Annotated in this window: 15 protein-coding genes; 5 read left to right on the top strand and 10 right to left on the bottom strand. The window is 35.9% G+C overall.

The features are described from left to right. Together ACFSTE_RS06480 and ACFSTE_RS06475 are read left to right on the top strand one after the other, a co-directional pair. The coding region (locus ACFSTE_RS06480; protein ID WP_378298038.1) for a T9SS type A sorting domain-containing protein at positions 1-1,077 on the top strand (1,077 nt) is incomplete at its 5' end. Positions 1,078-1,688: 611 nt separating this feature from the next. Beyond that, positions 1,689-5,156, top strand: a complete 3,468-nt coding sequence (locus ACFSTE_RS06475) for a fibronectin type III domain-containing protein (protein ID WP_378257533.1) — start codon at positions 1,689-1,691, stop codon at positions 5,154-5,156. A gap of 69 nt (positions 5,157-5,225) precedes the next feature. Here ACFSTE_RS06475 and ACFSTE_RS06470 read toward each other — a convergent pair whose 3' ends face one another. From ACFSTE_RS06470 to ACFSTE_RS06450, 5 genes are all read right to left on the bottom strand, one after another. After that, positions 5,226-5,939 carry a 3'-5' exonuclease gene (locus ACFSTE_RS06470; protein WP_378257534.1) on the bottom strand — a complete coding sequence of 238 codons (714 nt, stop codon included), beginning with the start codon at positions 5,937-5,939 and terminating at the stop codon, positions 5,226-5,228. Continuing rightward, positions 5,923-7,089: a serine hydrolase domain-containing protein gene (locus ACFSTE_RS06465; RefSeq protein ID WP_378257535.1), complete on the bottom strand. Its 1,167-nt coding sequence runs from the start codon at positions 7,087-7,089 to the stop codon at positions 5,923-5,925. The genes ACFSTE_RS06470 and ACFSTE_RS06465 overlap by 17 nt, the downstream gene beginning before the upstream one ends. 105 nt (positions 7,090-7,194) lie before the next feature. After that, positions 7,195-7,671, bottom strand: a complete 477-nt coding sequence (locus ACFSTE_RS06460) for a methylated-DNA--[protein]-cysteine S-methyltransferase (protein WP_176028346.1) — start codon at positions 7,669-7,671, stop codon at positions 7,195-7,197. Next, positions 7,671-8,744 carry a hemolysin family protein gene (locus ACFSTE_RS06455; protein WP_176031061.1) on the bottom strand — a complete coding sequence of 358 codons (1,074 nt, stop codon included), beginning with the start codon at positions 8,742-8,744 and terminating at the stop codon, positions 7,671-7,673. The genes ACFSTE_RS06460 and ACFSTE_RS06455 overlap by 1 nt, the downstream gene beginning before the upstream one ends. A 175-nt stretch (positions 8,745-8,919) precedes the next feature. Beyond that, positions 8,920-9,495 carry a GrpB family protein gene (locus ACFSTE_RS06450; protein ID WP_176028345.1) on the bottom strand — a complete coding sequence of 192 codons (576 nt, stop codon included), beginning with the start codon at positions 9,493-9,495 and terminating at the stop codon, positions 8,920-8,922. Between the two features lie 499 nt (positions 9,496-9,994). On the opposite strand from ACFSTE_RS06450, the gene ACFSTE_RS06445 reads away from it, so the two are divergent. Further along, positions 9,995-10,993, top strand: a complete 999-nt coding sequence (locus ACFSTE_RS06445; protein WP_378257538.1) for a sphingomyelin phosphodiesterase — start codon at positions 9,995-9,997, stop codon at positions 10,991-10,993. A 68-nt stretch (positions 10,994-11,061) separates the two neighbouring features. On the opposite strand, the gene ACFSTE_RS06440 is transcribed toward ACFSTE_RS06445, so the two are convergent. The 5 genes from ACFSTE_RS06440 to hemB form a co-directional block, all read right to left on the bottom strand. Beyond that, the gene (locus tag ACFSTE_RS06440; protein WP_176028343.1) at positions 11,062-11,559 is read right to left on the bottom strand and encodes a hypothetical protein; all 498 of its coding nucleotides are present in this window, start codon (positions 11,557-11,559) and stop codon (positions 11,062-11,064) included. A 74-nt stretch (positions 11,560-11,633) separates the two neighbouring features. After that, positions 11,634-12,068 carry an SRPBCC domain-containing protein gene (locus ACFSTE_RS06435; protein ID WP_378257540.1) on the bottom strand — a complete coding sequence of 145 codons (435 nt, stop codon included), beginning with the start codon at positions 12,066-12,068 and terminating at the stop codon, positions 11,634-11,636. A 35-nt stretch (positions 12,069-12,103) separates the two neighbouring features. Next, positions 12,104-13,288, bottom strand: coding sequence for a 2-dehydropantoate 2-reductase N-terminal domain-containing protein (locus ACFSTE_RS06430; protein WP_378257542.1), 1,185 nt, complete (start codon positions 13,286-13,288; stop codon positions 12,104-12,106). Between the two features lie 110 nt (positions 13,289-13,398). Next, positions 13,399-14,505: a DNA alkylation repair protein gene (locus tag ACFSTE_RS06425; RefSeq protein ID WP_378257544.1), complete on the bottom strand. Its 1,107-nt coding sequence runs from the start codon at positions 14,503-14,505 to the stop codon at positions 13,399-13,401. A 189-nt stretch (positions 14,506-14,694) separates the two neighbouring features. Then, on the bottom strand, positions 14,695-15,669 hold the full coding sequence (hemB, locus tag ACFSTE_RS06420; protein ID WP_176028339.1) for a porphobilinogen synthase: 975 nt from the start codon (positions 15,667-15,669) through the stop codon (positions 14,695-14,697). Positions 15,670-15,833: 164 nt separating this feature from the next. Between hemB and ACFSTE_RS06415 the strand changes: the two genes are divergently transcribed. After that, positions 15,834-16,721: an ABC transporter ATP-binding protein gene (locus ACFSTE_RS06415; RefSeq protein WP_176028338.1), complete on the top strand. Its 888-nt coding sequence runs from the start codon at positions 15,834-15,836 to the stop codon at positions 16,719-16,721. Positions 16,722-16,815: 94 nt separating this feature from the next. Next, complete coding sequence (locus ACFSTE_RS06410) at positions 16,816-20,418, top strand: ABC transporter permease/M1 family aminopeptidase (RefSeq protein ID WP_378257546.1); 3,603 nt, start codon at positions 16,816-16,818, stop codon at positions 20,416-20,418. The last annotated feature ends 17 nt before the right edge of the window (positions 20,419-20,435 follow it).

Here is a 20,435-nt window from a genome sequence, read left to right as displayed (position 1 = left end):
TCAGGAAATTCTGCTACTATTACAGGGTTAACTCCAAATACCAGTTATCAATTCAGAGTTAGAGCTAAAGATGCAGCAGGAAATCAATCCGCTCTGAGTGATGCGGTATCTGCTACAACAAGTGGTACCGGTGGAGACCAATGTACTGCAGCAGTACAGACATTCCCTTATAACCAGGGATTCGAAAACTCCTTTGGTTCATGGAAGCAAAGCAATAATGACAATATTGACTGGTCAACAAGAACCGGACAAACACCATCAAATGGAACTGGTCCTTCCAGTGCACATCAGGGAAGTTATTACATCTATGTAGAAGCATCTGTAACCGGTACTGGTCATCCTAACAAAAGAGCTATTCTTACTTCTCCTTGTTTCGACCTGACAAATTTGACTCAGGCAACTGTAAGCTTCAACTACCATATGTATGGAGATAATGACATGGGAAGCATCGCTCTGGAAGCAAGTAAAGATAACGGTGCAAACTGGGTAAGCCTATGGAGCCAAACTGGTAACAAAGGAAACAATTGGCTATCTGCCAGTATTGATCTGTCTGCATACTCAGGAGGAACGGTACAACTTCGTTTTAACAGACTAACAGGAGCTACCTGGAAAGCAGATATTGCTATTGATAATTTTGCTTTAAAAAGCGCAGGAACAACTGGAGATATCTGTGATGGTATTGAAGAGTGGAGATCTGGTCAAACATATCAGGTAGGTGATAAGGTTACTTACCGTGGTTATCTGTTTGAAAGAATTGCTACAGGAAGTGGTTGGAAAAGATTAGGTGCTTGTGGCACAACTTTTACGAGAGACCAAAAGACAGCTTCTCTAAATGTAGAATATCCTCCGGTAATCAACAAATTGGTCATAGAACCTAATCCGATAAAAGGAAATATTTTACACACTCTATTTATTCCTTCTAAGGATGCCACATACTCTATCATTGATATTCAAGGAAAAATTATTAGAGAAGGAGACTTCTCTACTGATATCAATGTTACAGGAATTCCAAAAGGAGTCTATATTCTTAAAGTCCTTTCAGATAAAAAAGAACATACACAACGCTTTATTAAATAATAAATATTAGGGCACATTTATTATTTAAAATCCCTGTGATTTCTAAAATAGATCACAGGGATTTTACATGTAAAAATATATATTTTACTTTGTCATATCAACTAGGTAGTTTGTCATATATTCATTGTTTTTGGTCGAAAAAACAATTCTAACCATCTTTTTTTTCGGAAATTTGAAATGCAAAACCTAATTAATAATCATCAAAAAAAGATACACTAACTAACATACTCTTTCCTTGTTATTTTTCGGAAAAGCCAACTTCTTTTCAAACTCCCGAAAATTAATACCTCTAATTAAACCTAATCATTTTTACTCACACCGAAACCTATGCAAGAAAGAAAAAACAAACCCAAAACTGGTATATCGTAATCAATATACTTCCATTCGTATTATTTATAATGTAATTACTTAACTGCCACTATTTATTTCAAATAGTTCCCAGAAGTAAAACTGTATTCTTTTGTCATCAATATTCAAAAACATTGAATATTGATTGAAGGGAGCCTGTACTCTTTTCCGAATTTCGAATACATTTTTTCTTCAGGATTCCTATACCCTACTATCAAGGAAATTACAACTAAATAAACTATTAAACCTTTAAAATCATTACGATGAAAAAACTACTATTGGCCGTTTTCGGCTTAAGTTGTTCATTTATCCAGGGGCAATATGTATCAGGTGCTCCGTGGATGGAAACCTTACAGCAAAAAGAGCGTTCCGTTAATTCTCAACAACACACTCCTACTCTGGAAGAAATAACCGCTGCTTTTCAGGAATATTGGAAAGACAAAGATCACACCGTAAAAGGAAGTGGATACAAACCCTACATGAGGTGGCAGGAATATTGGAAATACTCCGTACTTCCAGATGGGACAATTCCATCGAGTGATATTCTCTGGAATGCCTGGGAAAAGAAGGAAAAATTAAGTATCGAGAAAAACAGCAGTAATACTTTCTGGGCACCAATGGGTCCTTTTGATCATAACCAGAGTGTTTCCTGGTCGCCTGGACAAGGTCGGGTTAATGTCGCAATGCCAGACCCTAACAACCCAAACATCCTATATGTAGGTGCTCCTGCAGGAGGTCTTTGGAAATCTACCGATAGAGGAGCTAACTGGATTCCGCTAACAGATAAAATTCCACAGATAGGAGTATCTGGAATTGCCATTGACCCTAATAACTCTGATATTATTTATATCTCCACAGGAGACGATGACAACCGAGATTCTTATAGTATTGGAGTGTTAAAATCTACCGATGGCGGAGCTACCTGGGCTAGGACAGGTCTGGTATTCTCTTCCGGAAGCCCTTCCAGTAATGATATATATATCGATCCTTCGAATTCTAATGTCCTATGGATAGCCACCAATTCAGGAGTATATAAAACTACAGATGCCGGAGTTTCATGGAGAAAAACATTAAACGGAAATATAAAAGACATTAAATTAAAACCAGGGGATGCATCTGTAATATATGCTGCTTCTACCAGTGCTTTTTATAAATCAACAGATGGAGGAAATAACTTTACACAAATCACCGCTGGTTTACCTACTCAATCCAGTCGTTTAGTAATTGATGTAACGCCTGCTGATCCTAATTATGTATACCTAGTCAGTTCGGATTACAGTTATGTTTTTCAAGGGCTATACCGTTCTACGGATAGCGGAACAACTTTTACAAAAACAAGAGAAACAAAAAACATCTTTGAAAACACCCAATCATGGTACGATTTAGCACTTTCTGTTTCAGATACGAACCCGAATGTTGTTTTCGTCGGATGCCTCAACATCTGGAAGTCTACTAACGGAGGGGATACTTTTAATAGGATTAACTATTGGGCTTCTCCTAAACAAGTAACCTATACTCATGCAGATATCCATTATCTAAGATACTTCAATGGGGAATTATACTGTGGTAGTGATGGAGGTTTTTACCTTTCTAATAATGATGGTGCAACATTCACCAGTTACACAAAAGGGCTACAAATAGGTCAGTTTTACAAAATTTCTGTAGCTCAAAATTCAAGCTCAGACAGGCTTGTGGGAGGATTACAAGATAATGGAGGATTCGGACTAAGAGGTACTCAATGGAATGTATATCACGGAGCCGATGGAATGGATTGTGTAGTCGATACCAGAAATCCCAATGTCTACTATGGATTTATTCAATACGGTCGCTACTTATACAAAACAGAAGACAGAGGTCTTTCTAACAAATATGTAGCAAGTGGTCCCTCTACAGGAAATTGGGTGACTCCATTAGCAATGGATACTGATGGGGTAATTTATGCAGGATACAAAGGCTTCTATAAACTAGAAGGAAATGCATTTACAAAAATATCCACTTTTAATTTTACCGGAAACATTGATCATATAGAAATAGACCCACATAATAACAGTACCATTTATGTAGCTCATGATTACAATCTACACAAAAGTACCGATAAAGGAATCAACTGGACAAAAATACATACTTTTAGAGAGCCTATTACTTCTATAGAAGTAAACAATGACAACGGTAATACGCTATATGTAACTACAGGAGTAACTTATAGCGGAGGGGTATATAAATCTGTAAACCAAGGAGTAGATTTCGAAAACATCACTGGAAACCTCCCTCATGAATCTAAGTTTGTTGTCAAACATCAAAAAGGCTCTGATATTATTTATTTAGGGACTTATCTTGGAGTATACTTAAAGAATGGAAACGGAGAATGGATTAATTACTCAAACAATCTTCCAAATGCTTCGATACGCGATCTGGAAATAAATTTACAAGACAATGTATTAATAGCAGCAACCTATGGGCGTGGTGTGTGGAAAGTCCCATTATCTAGCTCTAATCAAGGAGAAAATCCATCTGCCCCTACAAACTTTTCTGCGAAGCAGATCAACAAAACCAATGTTAACCTGGTATGGGATGCTTCTGTCGATAATACAGAGGTTGCCGGGTATAAATTATATCAGGATGGAATTCTAATAACCACTACTAATAAGAGAAGCGCTACTATTTCTCAATTAAACCCATCAACTTCTTATAACTTTAAAATTAAAGCGTTTGATATTGATGGCAATGCATCGGAATATGGAAACTCTTTAACTGTTACAACTACAGACGGATCTATAGAAGGATGTAGCAGTACGATCTCTGTTTACCCATACCATGAAGGATATGAAAACACATTGGGAGCCTGGGTACAATCCTCAAATGATCACTTAGACTGGACAATTCAAAACGGGAGAACTCCTACCGCTGGAACCGGACCTTCTTATCCACAGGAAGGCACCTACTATCTCTATGTAAAAGCTTCTGAAAACGGAGTTGTAAACTCCAATAAACAGGCGATTCTAACATCTCCTTGTTTTAACCTAAGCTCAGGACCTGACCCTGTATTCTCTTTCAGCTATCATATGTATGGAGATGGTGATATGGGGAATTTATCTTTAGAAGCAAGTGCAGAAGGAGAAGCAAACTGGATCAGCTTATGGCATCTAACTGGAAACAAAGGTGACGGCTGGTACAACACCACAGTTAGCTTATCTCCTTTCTTAGGAAGAACTGTAAAACTTCGTTTTAACAGAGCTGTCGGGGCTTCTGAAAATGCAGATATTGCGATTGATAATATTGCCTTATCCTTATCAGGAAATAACAGAGCAAAAACCAGCTATACCTGTAGTGGTATTGCTCCCTGGGATAGTCAAAAGATTTACAAAGTAGGAGAAAGAGCATTGTTTGAAAATACAGTTTCTGAAAGAACAACATCTGGATGGAAAAACCTGGGATCTTGTACTTCCAGTACAAATGGGGCAACATTTTTAAACATTATTTCTGCAAAAACACCTCCTGCTAATAATGAATTAATGATAAAAAACAACCCTGTAACCAACGGTACCCTTACTGTCTCACTAAAAAGTCCTGCTGAAAATGCTTCTTATCAGCTGATAGATCTACATGGAAAAACAGTAGGAACAGGCCTATTAAAGACACACATTACCGTAGACCGATTAAAACCCGGAACGTATTTACTAAAAGTAACTACAAATGAACATGAATTTTTAAAACGCTTTGTGAAACAATAAGCTAATAAACCTATTAATTTATTGATTTTTCAAAAAGCCCTGAGATTATTTCTCAGGGCTTTTATTCATTTATACAGAAATTATCTCTTCCTCATCCAGTAATTCTTCTTGTCGCAAGCGCAAGAGAATCTGCGCAACTGCTACCGTATCCTTTTCACAATACAGAATGATCCGATCAATATCTTTCTCTTCGTAATAAACTTCTCGAACCTGACTGCCATCAATATCATCTTTTGGAGAAGGAATTCCCAGAATAGCCGTCATTAGCTTTAGGGAAGTATAATGTTTATAATCTCCAAATTTCCAAAGATCTAATGTATCCAAATGTGCTACCTCCCATGGCTTTTTACCAAATAGATTCAGTTTCTCAGGGAGCGATATTCCGTGAATAATCATCCTTCTGGCGATATATGGAAAATCAAACTCTTTTCCATTATGAGCACACAACAAATGATGAGGGCGCGAATAATAGGCTTCTAATAAATGCTTAAATGCTATCAAAAGTTCTTTTTCATCACCAAAAAAAGATTTCGTTCTAAAAGAGCGACTATCTCCACGCAATACGAAATACCCAACAGAAATACAGATAATTTTTCCAAATTCTGCCCAAATACCTGCCCTCTCATAAAATGCTTCTGCTGAGAATTCCTCTTTGCGCTGATATCTGGTTTTATCAGCCCATAAGTATTTCATCTCCTCACTTAAGTCCTGGTAACTTTCATGCAAAGGAACTGTTTCTATATCCAGAAATAATATATGTTCGAGATTAATTTTGTGAAGCATTTTCTAACATTTTATAGGCTTCTTCAACATACACATAAAAATCATCTGTAAAATCCTTATCCCCTTCAAAAACACCTCGTTTATGCCCTAACCGGACAATCACCAAATTATCTTCGGGAATAGAAATTACATATTGTCCTAATATGCCTCTCATCAAAAAAATCTTTTTTCCCATATGGTTCGATAACCAGTATCCATACCCATAAGGAGTTCCATTTCCAAACCGGGGATTGGTTGCTATATCTACAAACTCTTTTGGAATAATTTGTCGACCATTAAACATTCCTTCATGATTCATCAAAACCCCAAACTTGGCAAAATCTCTGGCATTACTAGAAATACAACAGTAGGCTTTTTCCATTCCGTTTTCTTCACTATCCAATTGCCACAATGCATCTTGCTGCATTCCTAAAGGTTTCCACAACGATTCACTCAGGTAATCCGACAAGTTTCTCCCTGTGGCTTTTTCCAGTACCATTGCTAATAACTGAGTATTACCACTAAGGTATTTATACGATTTTCCTGGCTCCTCTATTATCTTAAGGTTTTTAAATATCGGTCGAATATCATCATCGTAATAGGTTCTGGCAGTAATAGAAAAAGGACTTGTATAATGCTCTGTCCAGTCCAATCCTGATGACATGGATGATAAATCTCCTACAGTAACTTTAGCTGCTATTCCTTCTGAAAACTCTGGTAAAAAATCTCCGATTGGCTGCTCTAGGTCTTTGACATATCCATCCGCTATAGCTTTTCCCAACAGTAATGTCACAATACTCTTAGCCATTGAAAAAGAGTTTGTCTTCGAGCTTACTCCATACCCTTCTTCATACTTCTCATACCAGATTTGATCATCTTTTATGATGAGATAAGCAACCGTTCCGTATTTTTCGTTTGTAGCAATTAGCTTATCCGTAGCGGTAGCTGTATTATATCCCGGGTGTTGTTTCCAGGCAATAACTGTCTCTCCTTTTTTTATTGTTCTATTATCAAAACTGGGATAATCATCTATATAAGCAGAGGTATATCCTTTGAGATACACAACCCTGACTCCTTTTAAAATATAATCGTAGTCAAAAATATACAATAGGAGTATAATCAACCCTAAAAGTAACAGAAGACCTTTAAAAAATCGTTTGATGTATTTCATGCTTTTATATTTATAAATGAGCTTATTATTAGCTAACGGCGCACTCCTTATGTACTGATAAGAACAGCTCTACTAATTTATAAATTTAATCCCTGAGATTGTACCCTAGAATAAAGATTGTTGTTTCACAGGATTTTCATGATCCAATAGCCATTTTTTTCGCCATAAACCTCCTGCATAACCTGTAAGGGATCCATCACTTCCTATAACACGATGACACGGTACAACGATCCACAATGGGTTTTTTCCATTCGCAGTAGCCACTGCCCGAATTGTTTTAGGATCTCCCATTTTCTTCGCCATATCCATATAGCTCCAGGTTTTCCCATATGGGATCTCCAATAACATTTTCCAGACTTTTTTTTGAAATACCGTTCCTTTGGGATTTAATTCCAAGTCAAATGTTGTTCGTTTCCCTTCGAAATAAGCACTTAACTGATCTGCAGCTTCCTGAAGACACGAAGGTATTGCTGCTGATTGTTCTATATCTGTCTCTTTAGTAACTGTAATTTCGCAAACTCCCATATCATCTCCAGAGATAATTGCTTTGCCTAAGGGGGTTTCTATTACAATTGAATGCATTACGAATCTGGTTTATCATTAATCAGCCCCATTTGTTTTGCTCGTTTTTCCCAGTTTTTTCTTGCCAGATCCTGCATGTCTTTTTCTGCATCACTTTCATCAATAATTTCTAATCCTAACAGGGTTTCTATAACATCTTCCATAGTTACCAGACCACTTACGGATCCATATTCATCAACAACTAAAGCAATATGGTTTTTTTTCTCTATAAAAGTGTTAAACAATTCAGGAATTGGAACATTTCTATGAGTATATAAGATTGGTCTTTTTATATCAGTTAATCGGATATTCCCATTGTTATTGGCCATCTCTCTAAACACTTCATCTTTCAGAACAACTCCTGTAATATTATCCGAATCATCTTTATATATCGGTATTCTGGAAAACCTAAGTTGTGCGTTTTTATCAAAGAATTCTTTTACTGTAGTATCTTCTGATGCAATTTTCATCACAGTTCTGGGGGTCATCACATCTTTCGTCATTACTTCCTTAAAGGTTAGCAAGTTTTTAATCACTGTCGACTCCGAATCTTCAAACACTCCTTCTTCTCTGGCAATATCCGCCATTGCAGAAAAATCTTCCCTACTCAAAATAGAACCATGATGCCCTTTTTTCCCAACTAGCTTAGTTGCCAATCTCAGAATCCATAAAATCCCGGTCCATTGTAGTACAACTATAAAAATTTGCAATACGGTTGCTGTAAATCCAGATAGTTGTTTCCAATAAGTAGCTCCTATTGTTTTGGGAATAATTTCTGATAATACCAGAATCAAAATAGTCATAACAACCGACACTATCAAGACTCCATTTCCTTCATCTCCAAAAGCTTTCTTTGCTTCCACTCCAACCAAAATAGCTCCTACTGTATGTGCTAGTGTATTGATTGTCAATATAGCAATTAACGGTTTATCAACGTCTTTTTTCAGGTCTTCTAATTTTGTGGCATACGATTTCCCTTCTTTTTTCTTTACATTGATAAATGTGGAGGTCACACTTAGCAAAACAGCCTCAAGGATTGAACATAAAAAAGAAAAGAAAATAGATAGTAGCCCGTATACTAGTAAAAGTGTCATAAAATGTGTTCCAAAAATTGTTTTTGCTAAGGTACGCATTTTGGTCTGTATTTTCAGGATTAAGAACTCCTGATCCTTTTTTTACTTGATAATCGAGATTGAAACACCCTGGGGTTTCCCCTTGAAATTAAAATGTTCTTCTATATAGCGCCTTGTACAATTGTCTCAACAAAAGTTACCATTTAGATGCTGTTTTTGCTTTGTGGGTTATCTTCATTACAAATGCTGTTTTTGCTTTTCTATATGAAATCCTATCAGTAGCAAATTTAGTTGCCAATTCGACTTTTAACCTTCCATATTCTTCTGCTATATCAGGATGTGTTCTCAGATAATCTCTAAAAAAAATGCGTTCCCAGATTTCTTCGTGACTCAAGGTCGTCATATGAATAAAAAACCGCTGTTCTGCTCCTTCTCCACATTCAAATCCCTTTACAAAAATCATATAATGAGGATGACTTTTTTCTTGCTTAAAATACCGATACCCGTATTTCTTCATTTGCGATATAACTTCTGGATCAAACACCTTTTCCTCTGGGATTCCAATAATTACATCAATGACATCCTTAGAACAAACCCCATCTATAGAAGTACTTCCGCAATGCTCTATGCGTTTGATTGTATGATCTGGAAGTATTTTTTCTAACAACTTCTTCTCTTGCAAGAAATTTGTATTCCATTCTTTTTTATGTGGTCTTATTATCACCGGAAATAACATTCCCCATTCTTCTACGGTTAACTCGTCTTTTTTCATAGGTTTTAATCGTTCTCAAAAATTTATTTCCCACAGAAAATTGCCTTGCCACCCATCTCTAACATTAATTGTCTTCATTTGTATACTTTTTCAACCTTCCATCAGAAAAAGCTCTTCATAAAAACGATATCTTAGTCCTCTTTGATTTCTATGGAGAAACAATAAAAGGAATCTGGTTTCTTTGTTTATTGCTGGATCTTAAATATATAGACTTTATCACAAAGTTCCTTATCTAATCTGCAAAAAACCTCTATTCTATCTATTTTGACCTCAATCCTTATATGAAAAATATCAGAGGTTAAGTATTCCAAAATTTGTCTCAAAATCAGTACTGATCTCCTCTTAATGCTGCGTACATCTCATTCTGAGGGAATTTACGTACCAAGTATTTTTTATTTAAAATACGACCACTACTCTTAATACAATAGTAGCTTTTTAGTAATCAGCAGATAGCATCTCCCTTCTACTTTTGTTTCACAAACAATAAAAAACGCAAACCATGAAATTTCGAGTACTTATCCCCTTATTTTTCTGTTCTATATTTTTAGTTTCCTGTTCTAAAGATGATGATACCACGCTACAAAACACGATACAAGAGAGTTCTTCTAAAGTTCCTTTTATACAAAAATCATTGCACGTAATGAGCTATAATATTTTTCATCTACCTGGTATTGCTTCGGTTAGTCATTACAAAGAAAAAGAACGTGCCATTGCCCAACTGGAATACCTAAAAAGCATGCGCAATTCTATTGATGTTATTGTTTTTCAGGAAGGCTTTAACCAACAAGCAGAAACCTATTTACTAGATAAACTATCACGTTATTATCCATATAACACCCGTCTGGTAGGTCAATTTTGCTATGCGGGAAACTACTGGAACTCAATCAGCGGCAACTGCTCTAACAGCCCGTTTGTTGTCAACGGAGGAGTAACCATATACAGCAAATATCCTATTTTAGAAAAACATCAGCTGGTTTTCGAGCATTCGGGATATGGAACTCCAGATTATTATGCAAACAAAGGAGCTGCTTTTGTAAAAATCAAAAAAGACAACTACATATACAACATCGTAGGAACACATCTTCAGGCGGATCATAATGCTTATAACGGAAGTAGCGTACGACTGCGTCAACTTCGGGAAATAAAAAACTGGATCACTGGCTTTTCTATTTCAAAAAATGAACCTCTTATCTATGCAGGGGATATGAATGTCGAATACACAAACCCCTCTGATTATGCTCAAATGAAGCATATTCTACATGCTGAAATTAATTACACATTCAATCCTTCTACAGAAATGGGGACCTATTCGAATCAAAATACAATCGTTGTTAAAAATTATCCGAACTACAATGATTCTTTAGATTACATCTTACATAGTACAGAACACAAATCTCCTGTAACACCTCCTGAAATGAAGGTATTGAGACCTATGAAAAACGGTGAAGATTTATCGGATCATTTCCCAGTATTTACAAAATATTCATTTCGCTATTAAACGTAATGCAATTACGTCTACATTTCTTTTAAATCAAGATCGCAGGGAGTTTTCTATGCTCCCTGTTTTTATTTTTCTTGCGTACTTACCGTAAAGGTCGTTTCCAAGTACTTTTTCTTCCACTCTCCATCTATTAATTCCCCTACAATAAAAGAGTAAGTAGCATCATTTACATACTTCCACATATCCGTAAGCAACACTTCACCATAGCGATATTGGTAATAGATATCTTTCCCCTTGCTATACATTGTCCCTGTAGTCATATTACCAAACACATCAAACTCCCAGAAAACCAAGGTATTTGAAGCTACATCTACCTGTCGCACTCCATGAGCACGTTTACCCCATTCTTTTTGATCTTTATCTACAAAACCATAACTATCTGCAGTAATTATAGTTCCATTCAAATCATATGAAAAGATTAACTCCTGTTTAAAGTTACTCCCATCTCCCCAGGTTCCTTCGGCCACCCATGTTTTATTCACTAAATTTTCAAATACATCCAGTGACACTTTTTGACTAAAAACCCATACAGGTATCAACCAGCAAATCAATACAGTTTTCATGCACATATAAGTATGTTTTACGTTTTCGATTCATAGAAAAAGTCCTCATGCTCACTCTCGTCAACAAAGAAAACCTATAGTGTTTCCACTACCTTTTTTATCTTATCAGAGACCATTTCCCATCCTTGATTGATATGGTGTAACCGATCATAATTCCCATCAAAAGTCTCGTTGATAATTTTTAATATTGTTTTATCATTTTCACTAGATATCAGATAACTCACATGGATATAGTTCTTCGGGATATCTTCCAGACCGAAATTAGGATCAAAAGTGGAATATTTTATCTTTTCATAAGGAATTATTTCGATTACTTTACCTTTTTGAAAAGCTTCATACCCTTCATAGGTTCCTTCCCAAACAATCGTATCTCCTGCTTCCCAATTGGAAGTTACAGCACAATTAAGCATATATTGTTTCGTATATGTTGATTCTGTTAGCACCTTCCACAGATCTTTTGCGTCTATTCGCAATGTCAAAATTCGCTCCGATTTCAATGAGTGATCCATCGTTTTTTTATTAGTTTCTAGGTCGCACAATATACTCAAAAAACAGAAGGAGACAACACCTCTTTTCTCTTGTCTTTACTTCTCATTTTTCTTTGCGCCCAGCGTGCATATTCCTTTGCAGCTTTAATAATACCTTGTTCCTGTTTGGGGTTGCATGGTAATTTTCCTAGTCTTTTTTTTAACAAATTCACCTCATCAAGTAACTGACATACAGCAGGGACACTTTCTCCTATTTCCTCTGCAAATGTTTTGAAAAAGAGCAATGTTCTTCCTGTTTCTTTTATTCTTCTATCATTTTCAGAAATCGTTACATATTGATTTTTATAGATTTCGAAAAGCATTTCTGATATTGTCCCATTTCTTACTTTTTGTAATCTATTCCTTAGCCAATCTTTAATAGTTGGAATTTTTTTATCAGCCCCCAACACCATTCCAATTTTTAACTGTTCATTGAACACTTCTTCAAATAGTATTGCATATTGGTGACGCAAGGCGTAAAGCGCTACTTTTATTTTATTTCCTTTTGCTGCTAACAATTGCTCTCCATTATCACATATGGCTGCTCCATTGATTGCTGCAATTGGAGAACCTAAAGATGCGAATAGAGGTCTCCCTCCATCTACAAATGTGTCTGTATCCTTATTAAATCCACATACCTCATTAAAAAAGTGTATCAGAATACGTCTAAGATTTTGATCTTCATAAGCTAATGGTATAGCACTTTTTACCCCTTTTATATTGATGATCTCCTCTTTCCCGTATTGTTCTTTTTCTCTCGTAGAGAACACAGGAGAATAAGCTACTATCCCCGAAAAAAAATCATCAGAAGACATCATCCAATTTGCCCCAAACACTCCCGGAAAAATCAAAAAAGGAATCTTTTTATCTTTTATATATTCTTTTTGTTCATAGTTTAATTGATAGACATTATCATATTCAGGAAATAACCCACAATACAAAATAAGGTCTGCTTTCTTTATGAGATCATCTAAAGAATATGTTATTTCTGGTTTAAATACATCTTTTGGAGGTACGTTTATATTTTTTGCACTGTTTCGGATTTTTATGTTTTCTCTAAAAATCCCTGACTTATTTACGCTTTCTTGTTTGCTTTTATTCTTAAAAGCGATTACTTGTTTTCCTGATTTTTGAATAAAGTAACCGATGCCACAACCTACTGCACCAAGACCGATGATTCCAACTGTACTAATTTTTTTCAATGCTTCCTTTTAGTTTTAAGAGTTTATCACTCTCGAAACTAAAGGAATTAAGATTCTAAATTTTACGGAAAACCATAACCAAGTCAATTATTTATTTCCAATCATTGGTTTTATTTTACTAACAAAAACTCATGTGCTTCTTGTTCTTTTCCGTTTAAAATCAAAGAAATCTTATGCTTTCCCACATAGAATTTTCTCGTAGTAATGATCTTAAAGGATTGTTTTCTACTAATAGGAGTTACCGAGTTTCCTGCATATGATTTTTCACTGATCTTAAACACTTTTTTTGCCAGTTGCCCATTCGCCTTCATATAGTAAAGCCCGTATTCTACCCTGATTTTTATAGCATGGGAGCTGGTATTCTTTACTAAAAATGAAAAACGGAGTGCATCCCCGATAATCACCGTTGGCGTGTGTATCGTAAAATCACTGATTGTTATCATATCTACCGCTCCAAAACCAAATAACTGTAATACCTTTGTATTTCCTGCTTTCAACAATGTTCTGGAGGCATGTTTCACTACCCAATCCACCTCTTTAGAGATTCCTTTCCACTTTTGAACCAGATCAATAACGATCTCGGGATTATCCTTGGAAATATCATTAAGGTTATTGGCTACACTTCTCCGTACAGATGCTGATTCATCCGTTTTTAATTGTTCTAAAATAGCGAGAATTGGCGCTGGATTCTTTTTGAGTTCTGGTAATGCCATCGCCCAAGGCAAGCGGGGACGGCAACCTTCTGTTGCTAACCTCCTTACCATAGGATGTGTATGTGTTGACCAGAGTAGCATCTGAGAAATCGTCTTTTCGGGATATTTGATAATAAACGGACGAATTGCAAATTCACAACTGGTAAACTGTGTAATTCTTTCAATGGCTTTTATCGATATTTCATATTGTGATATCCCATACATTTCTATAAAATCTGGAAAAAACATGAATTCTATACTTTCTTCTCTAATCCCCTCTTTTTCCAGCATATCAATAACATCTGTAATTACAGCAACCTGATCAGAAAATGTCCCTTTAAGACAGCTATGTAGCACTTCTGTTATATGACGCATTCGTTGCTTCAGCTCTTTCTTTTCCCAATCTTTATCAACTATTTTTCGGATAAACTCTTCAGCTTCAAAATACGGGACCACTTTTTTTACATAAGGAATTATCTTATTAAAAAAAGAGAGGTTGTATATGTTTTTGAATAATTCTGCCATGAATTCTTAGTCTTATTAAAGCACACAAAAAGGAATAAAAACGATCCCTTATTTAACTTACTAAAGTAGGTTTAAACGCTCTGACACTTCTGTCTTACAATTTTATAGTAGTTTCTTTTGAATACTTTGCAGGCTTTGCCCTGAGGCAGTTGCCTTCTGTCACTTCTTAAGAATGCTTCTTCTTGCTTATTATCCGATAAGTTTTACCGCATCTTTTGCAAAGTAACTCGCTATTACAGATGCTCCTGCCCTCTTCATAGCTATCAATTGTTCCATCATGACAGCATCATGATCCAACCATCCTTTTTCGGCAGCTGCTTTGATCATTGCATATTCACCACTAACTTGATATACCGCTACAGGGACATCAACCACATCTCTCACATCTCTGACAATATCCAGATAACATAATCCTGGTTTTACCATTACAATATCAGCTCCTTCATCAATATCCATCAACGTTTCTTTTATCGCCTCCTCTCTATTGGAAAAATCCATCTGATATGTTTTCTTATCTCCAAAACCGGGAGCAGAATCCAGTGCATCTCTAAATGGACCATAGAATGCGGAGGCATACTTAGCACTATAACTCATAATTCCCGTATTAAAAAAACCTTCTTTTTCTAACAAGGTTCTCATTGCGAGAATTCTACCGTCCATCATATCACTGGGTGCGACAAAATCTGCTCCTGCCTGCGCATGAGACAATGCCATTTTTGCTAAAACACCGCATGTCTTATCATTCACTATATATCCTTCTTCAACTATCCCATCATGTCCGTAAGAGGAGTATGGATCCAATGCTACATCTGTCATAACCAGCATATCGGGCGTAGCATTTTTAACGGTTTTTATGGCTTGTTGCATCAATCCATCAGGATTAACAGCTTCTGTCCCCTGGTTATCTTTGAGATGATCCGGCACTTTTACAAACAACAATACAGCTTTCAACCCCAGCGCCCATAATTCTTTTACTTCTTTTTCTAAAATATCTAAGCTATACCTGTAATAATTCGGCATAGACGGAATTTCTTCTCTAACATTTTTCCCTTCTACGACAAAAAGGGGAACTAAAAAATCATTCGGTGTAATATGTTGCTCTCTTACTAAAGATCGAATCGCCTCGTTCGTTCTCAATCTTCTGTTTCTTCGAATTTGTTGCATGAATTCCTACTATATTTTGATCTAGCAAAGATACCAATATATCTCCTATCGTCTCTATTTCTCCTCCTTAGTTTTCTCCTCTTTTAACAGTCTGAAAAACACCTGCTGTAACATAACATCAAAAATAGCGTCCAATTCATAAATTGATTCATAAAAAGAATTGTATGCTTACGATTAAAAACCTAAATAAGACATATGCCAACGGGACACAAGCATTAAATAATGTGAGTATCACCTTAGAGAAAGGAATGTTTGGTCTTCTCGGTCCTAATGGGGCAGGAAAATCTACTTTAATGAAAACGATTGCTACCTTGCAATTAGCTGATAGCGGAGCTATAACTTTTAACGACATTGACGTTTTTAAACAACCGGAGGAGCTCAGAAAAATTTTAGGATATCTCCCTCAGGATTTTGGGGTATACCCCAAAGTAACCGCAGAAATGATGTTAACTCATATTGCAAAAGTAAAAGGAATTACGAATACCAAAGAACGAAAAGAATATGTACTGGAACTTCTTAATAAAGTAAACTTATACAAATTCAGAAACAGAAACCTCGGGGATTTTTCCGGAGGGATGCGACAACGTTTTGGGATTGCACAGGCAATAATAGGAAACCCTCAGTTGATTATTGTAGATGAACCTACTGCAGGGCTTGATCCGATGGAAAGAAACCGTTTTCATAATTTATTGAGCGAATTAGGAGAAAATGCTGTGGTAATTCTCAGTACGCACATTGTAGATGATGTTATTAACTTATGCCATGAGATGGCTGTCTTTAATGAAGGGAAAATTTTAGTAAAGGGAAAACCTCAGGAACTTTCTGACACACTAAATCAAAAAGTCTATTCTAAAAGCATTGAAAAATCAGCATTAGCTGATTATGAAGCCCATTATAATGTTTTGACCAATTACCTAAGGGCTGGAAAATTAAATATCAACATCTTTAGTGAGACTCCTCCAGGTGAAGGGTTTCTCCCGATAGCCAATGACCTCGAAGATTTCTATTTTTATAGTATCTCCCGCCCTAAAAAAGCACCTCTAACGCTGTAATCATTTCAGAAAAAACAGATGTATAAACATCTATTTTTCTATCAAACATGACATTTCGTGAAAAGCACCCAACTGCTTTATAAATAAAAAACTGATGAAAGAAATATTCTTATTCGAACTGCAATATAGACTGAGAAGGCCTGTCACCTGGATCTATGTAACACTATGCCTTGGTATGGGAATACTGGCTGCTGTGCTTCAAAAATCCGTGACCGCAGAATTCACCAACAGCCCTAACAATATCATAGATATCATTACTATTATATCGATCCTTTCTATTTTCTTTTATGCCGCTATCATGGGGGTTCCTATTTTTCGGGATAAAGAACACCATACTGCACAGACCTATTTCACTTTCCCTATTTCTCAAAAATCCTATGTATTAGGTCGTTTTCTAGGAAGTTTTGCTATCGCATCCTTATTAAATATATGCACCACATTAGGAGTACTTATTGGTTTTGGGATTAGTATCTTTTTAGATAGACCTGATTACGGTACTTTTATGTCTTTTCATCCTTCTTCTTACCTATTGCCCTTCTTCTTTATTCTGCAAATAAATGCCTTACTCGTAGGGGCTCTTTTCTTTTGCCTGATGGCATTTTTCAAGAAGATGCCTATTATTTATCTCGGGGGGATCTTACTATTCATTCTCTACAGCATTTCTGGAAATATCCTGAATTCATTCGATAATCAATGGCTCAGCGTATACTTAGATCCTTTTGGCGGAAGAGCTTTTCGGTTTGTAAAAAAATACTGGTCCATCAATGAACTTAATTCAAATCAACTTCCGATATACGGAAAGTTTTTACTAAACAGACTTATCTGGCTTGGCATTGCATTCGGTTTGTTTTTTCTCACTCTTTTTCGCTTTAATTACAAAAGCTTTCTGTTATCCAAAAGCAAAAAGCAAAAAACCGATACGGATGCTTTTGTCTCTTCCGGGACACTCATTCCTACTCAAAAATTTGATAAGAAAACAAACATCAATAACTTAGTATCATTAACCAAAATAGAGTTTTTATCAATTGTTAAAGATCCTATTTTCAGCATTCTTTTAATTATCGGGGGAATTATTGCAATTTTCACTACCTATTTATCCAATAAAACCTACGAAACACCAAATCTACCCCTGACCAGATTTATGGTAGAAAAGCTTTCGGGAGGTGTCACTTTATTAGCTATTGTTATATTGATCATTTATGCAGGAGAAGCAGTTCACCGAACCCGAAAAAACAAAACATTTGTTTTTTATGATGCGTTACCTATCAAAAACACCAGTCTTTATCTTTCCAAGATCCTTTCCCTATCAGGTATTGCTGTTTTACTAGTCTTTGCTAATATTTTATTAGGGTTGCTCTATCAGACTTTCTTAGGATACACCAAGTATGAACTGGGAATGTATTTTACCTTTTATTTCACATCCGTTCTCCCTGCCTATCTCATTACACTTTTTTTAGCATTTTTTATTCATGTTATTGTAAACAATAAATTTTTAGGTCACTTTATCATCATTGCCATCTATATTGGACTACCAATGTTGGTTTCTCTTGGTTTTAAAAGCAACAACCCTTTATTACTATTTGGGAATACCACCCCCAGCTTTGTCAGCGACTTGAATGGTTTTGGTCATTACTTAAAAGGCACTATGTGGATGAATGCATATTGGCTATCCCTAACTTTATTGTTAGTCATCATAGGAAAGTTGTTTTGGACTCGTGGTTTCTTTTCTTCCGGAAAAGAACGTTTAACGCTAGCGAAAAACCGGTTTTCGATACAAACTGGTTTAGGTCTATGTCTGGCATTAATTTCTTTTATTGCCATTACAGGTTTTTGCTATTACAACCTAAAAGTTCTCAATAAGATTCACGGAGAAGAATACAATAATTTAGTTCAGGTAGAAGCTGAGAAAAAATACTCAAAATACCTGGATAAAGCACATCCTCAGGTTACGGATTTAAAAGTGACTATTGATCTTTTCCCAAAAAAAAGAAGTGTTGCGGCAAAAGGGATATATACAATCACCAATAATTATCCTACCCCCATTGATACACTGTTTATGGAAATCACCTATCCGGGGGCAAATACCAAACTGACCAAAGTAACATATAACAATACGGTACTATCCCCTGCAATACAAGATAGTGTTTATAGAGTTTCCATATATAAATTACCCAAACCACTACTTCCTGGCACCAGAGCTTCTTTAGTGGTAGAAGTTTCCTCTGAAGCTAAAGGATTTGCTAATCAACTGGAAAAAGAAATTCTATACAATGGCTCCTTTATAAACAGTTCTATTTTCCCTAGATTCTACTATGAAAGAAGCCTGGTAGACAATGGAATCAGAAGAAAACACGGACTGGAAAAACTAGAGTATCTGTTTCCTCCCAGAACAGATTCTGCTGCTCTAAAAAAGAATTTGTTTAATGAAGATGCTAATTATCTAAATTTCGAAGCAACCATTAGTACGGTTAAGGATCAGATTGCTATTGCTCCCGGAATTTTAAAAAAACAATGGACAAAAGACGAACGAGCGTATTATCAATATCAGTTAGAGTCTCCTACCGATTTATTCTTTAATGTCGTATCTGCTTCTTATGATACCGAAAAGGCTAATTGGATATCCCCCAAAGGAAAAGAAGTGGCTATTGAGATCTATCACTCTCCAAAACACAAAAGAAATCTGAAGCATTTTATTAATGGAGTCAAGGCAGCTCTGGACTACTGTTCTAAAAACTTTTATGAATATCCTAATTCTGTGATTCGAATTGTAGAGTTTCCTGCCTATGCTACTTTTGCACAATCTTTTGCTACTACTATTCCTTACTCAGAAGATTTTGGGTTTGTAGCTGATTTTGACAAGGCAGAAGATTTTAATTATGCATTCCGGGTAACTACTCATGAAGTTGCACATCAATGGTGGGGGCATATTGTTACTCCCAGTAAAACCTCTGGAGCTAATATTATCTCAGAAACACTGGCAGAATATACTTCGCTCATGACAATGAAACATGAATATGGAGAACACGGAATCAAAAATTTTCTCAAATACTCTCTTGATAGTTACCTAAGAAGCCGAAGTTTCAGTCTTAAACCCGAACGATCTCTTCTCAATGTAGAAATCGGTCAACATATCTGGTATAGAAAAGGATCTATGATTATGTACGAATTACAGGACTTGATTGGAGAAGAAAAAATGAATCAGGCACTGCAATCTTTTCTTATGGAATACAAGTATTTTGAAAAAGGGGTATACCCAACCTCTGAAAATCTTTATCACGCCATCAGAGACATCACACCTGACTCTCTAAAATATGCAGTAGATGACGGATTCAAAGAGATTGTTTTATACGAAAACAGGGTTACTAAAGCGACTACTAAAAAGCTGGAAGACGACACCTATGAAACCACCTTTACCGTCGATTCTAAAAAAACATACTACAGCGATAGTGGTAAAGAAATAAAAACAGACACAAACACCAACTATATAGAGATTGGTCTTTTTGGAGAGGATATCACCGATGCAGAAGATGTGCCTATTAAAAACCCGTATTATCTGAATAGAAAATGGCTGTCTCCCGGAGAAAACACCTTTACAATTATCACTGATAAAAAACCGGTAAAAGCAGGCATTGACCCTTATAATAAACTCATTGACAGAACATCAGGAGATAATCTAAAAAATGTTGATGAATTATAATTTTTTATACTAACTTA

Source organism: Aquimarina hainanensis (assembly GCF_042684685.1).
Classification (GTDB): domain Bacteria; phylum Bacteroidota; class Bacteroidia; order Flavobacteriales; family Flavobacteriaceae; genus Aquimarina; species Aquimarina hainanensis.
This window is presented reverse-complemented; position numbering and strand designations above follow the sequence as displayed.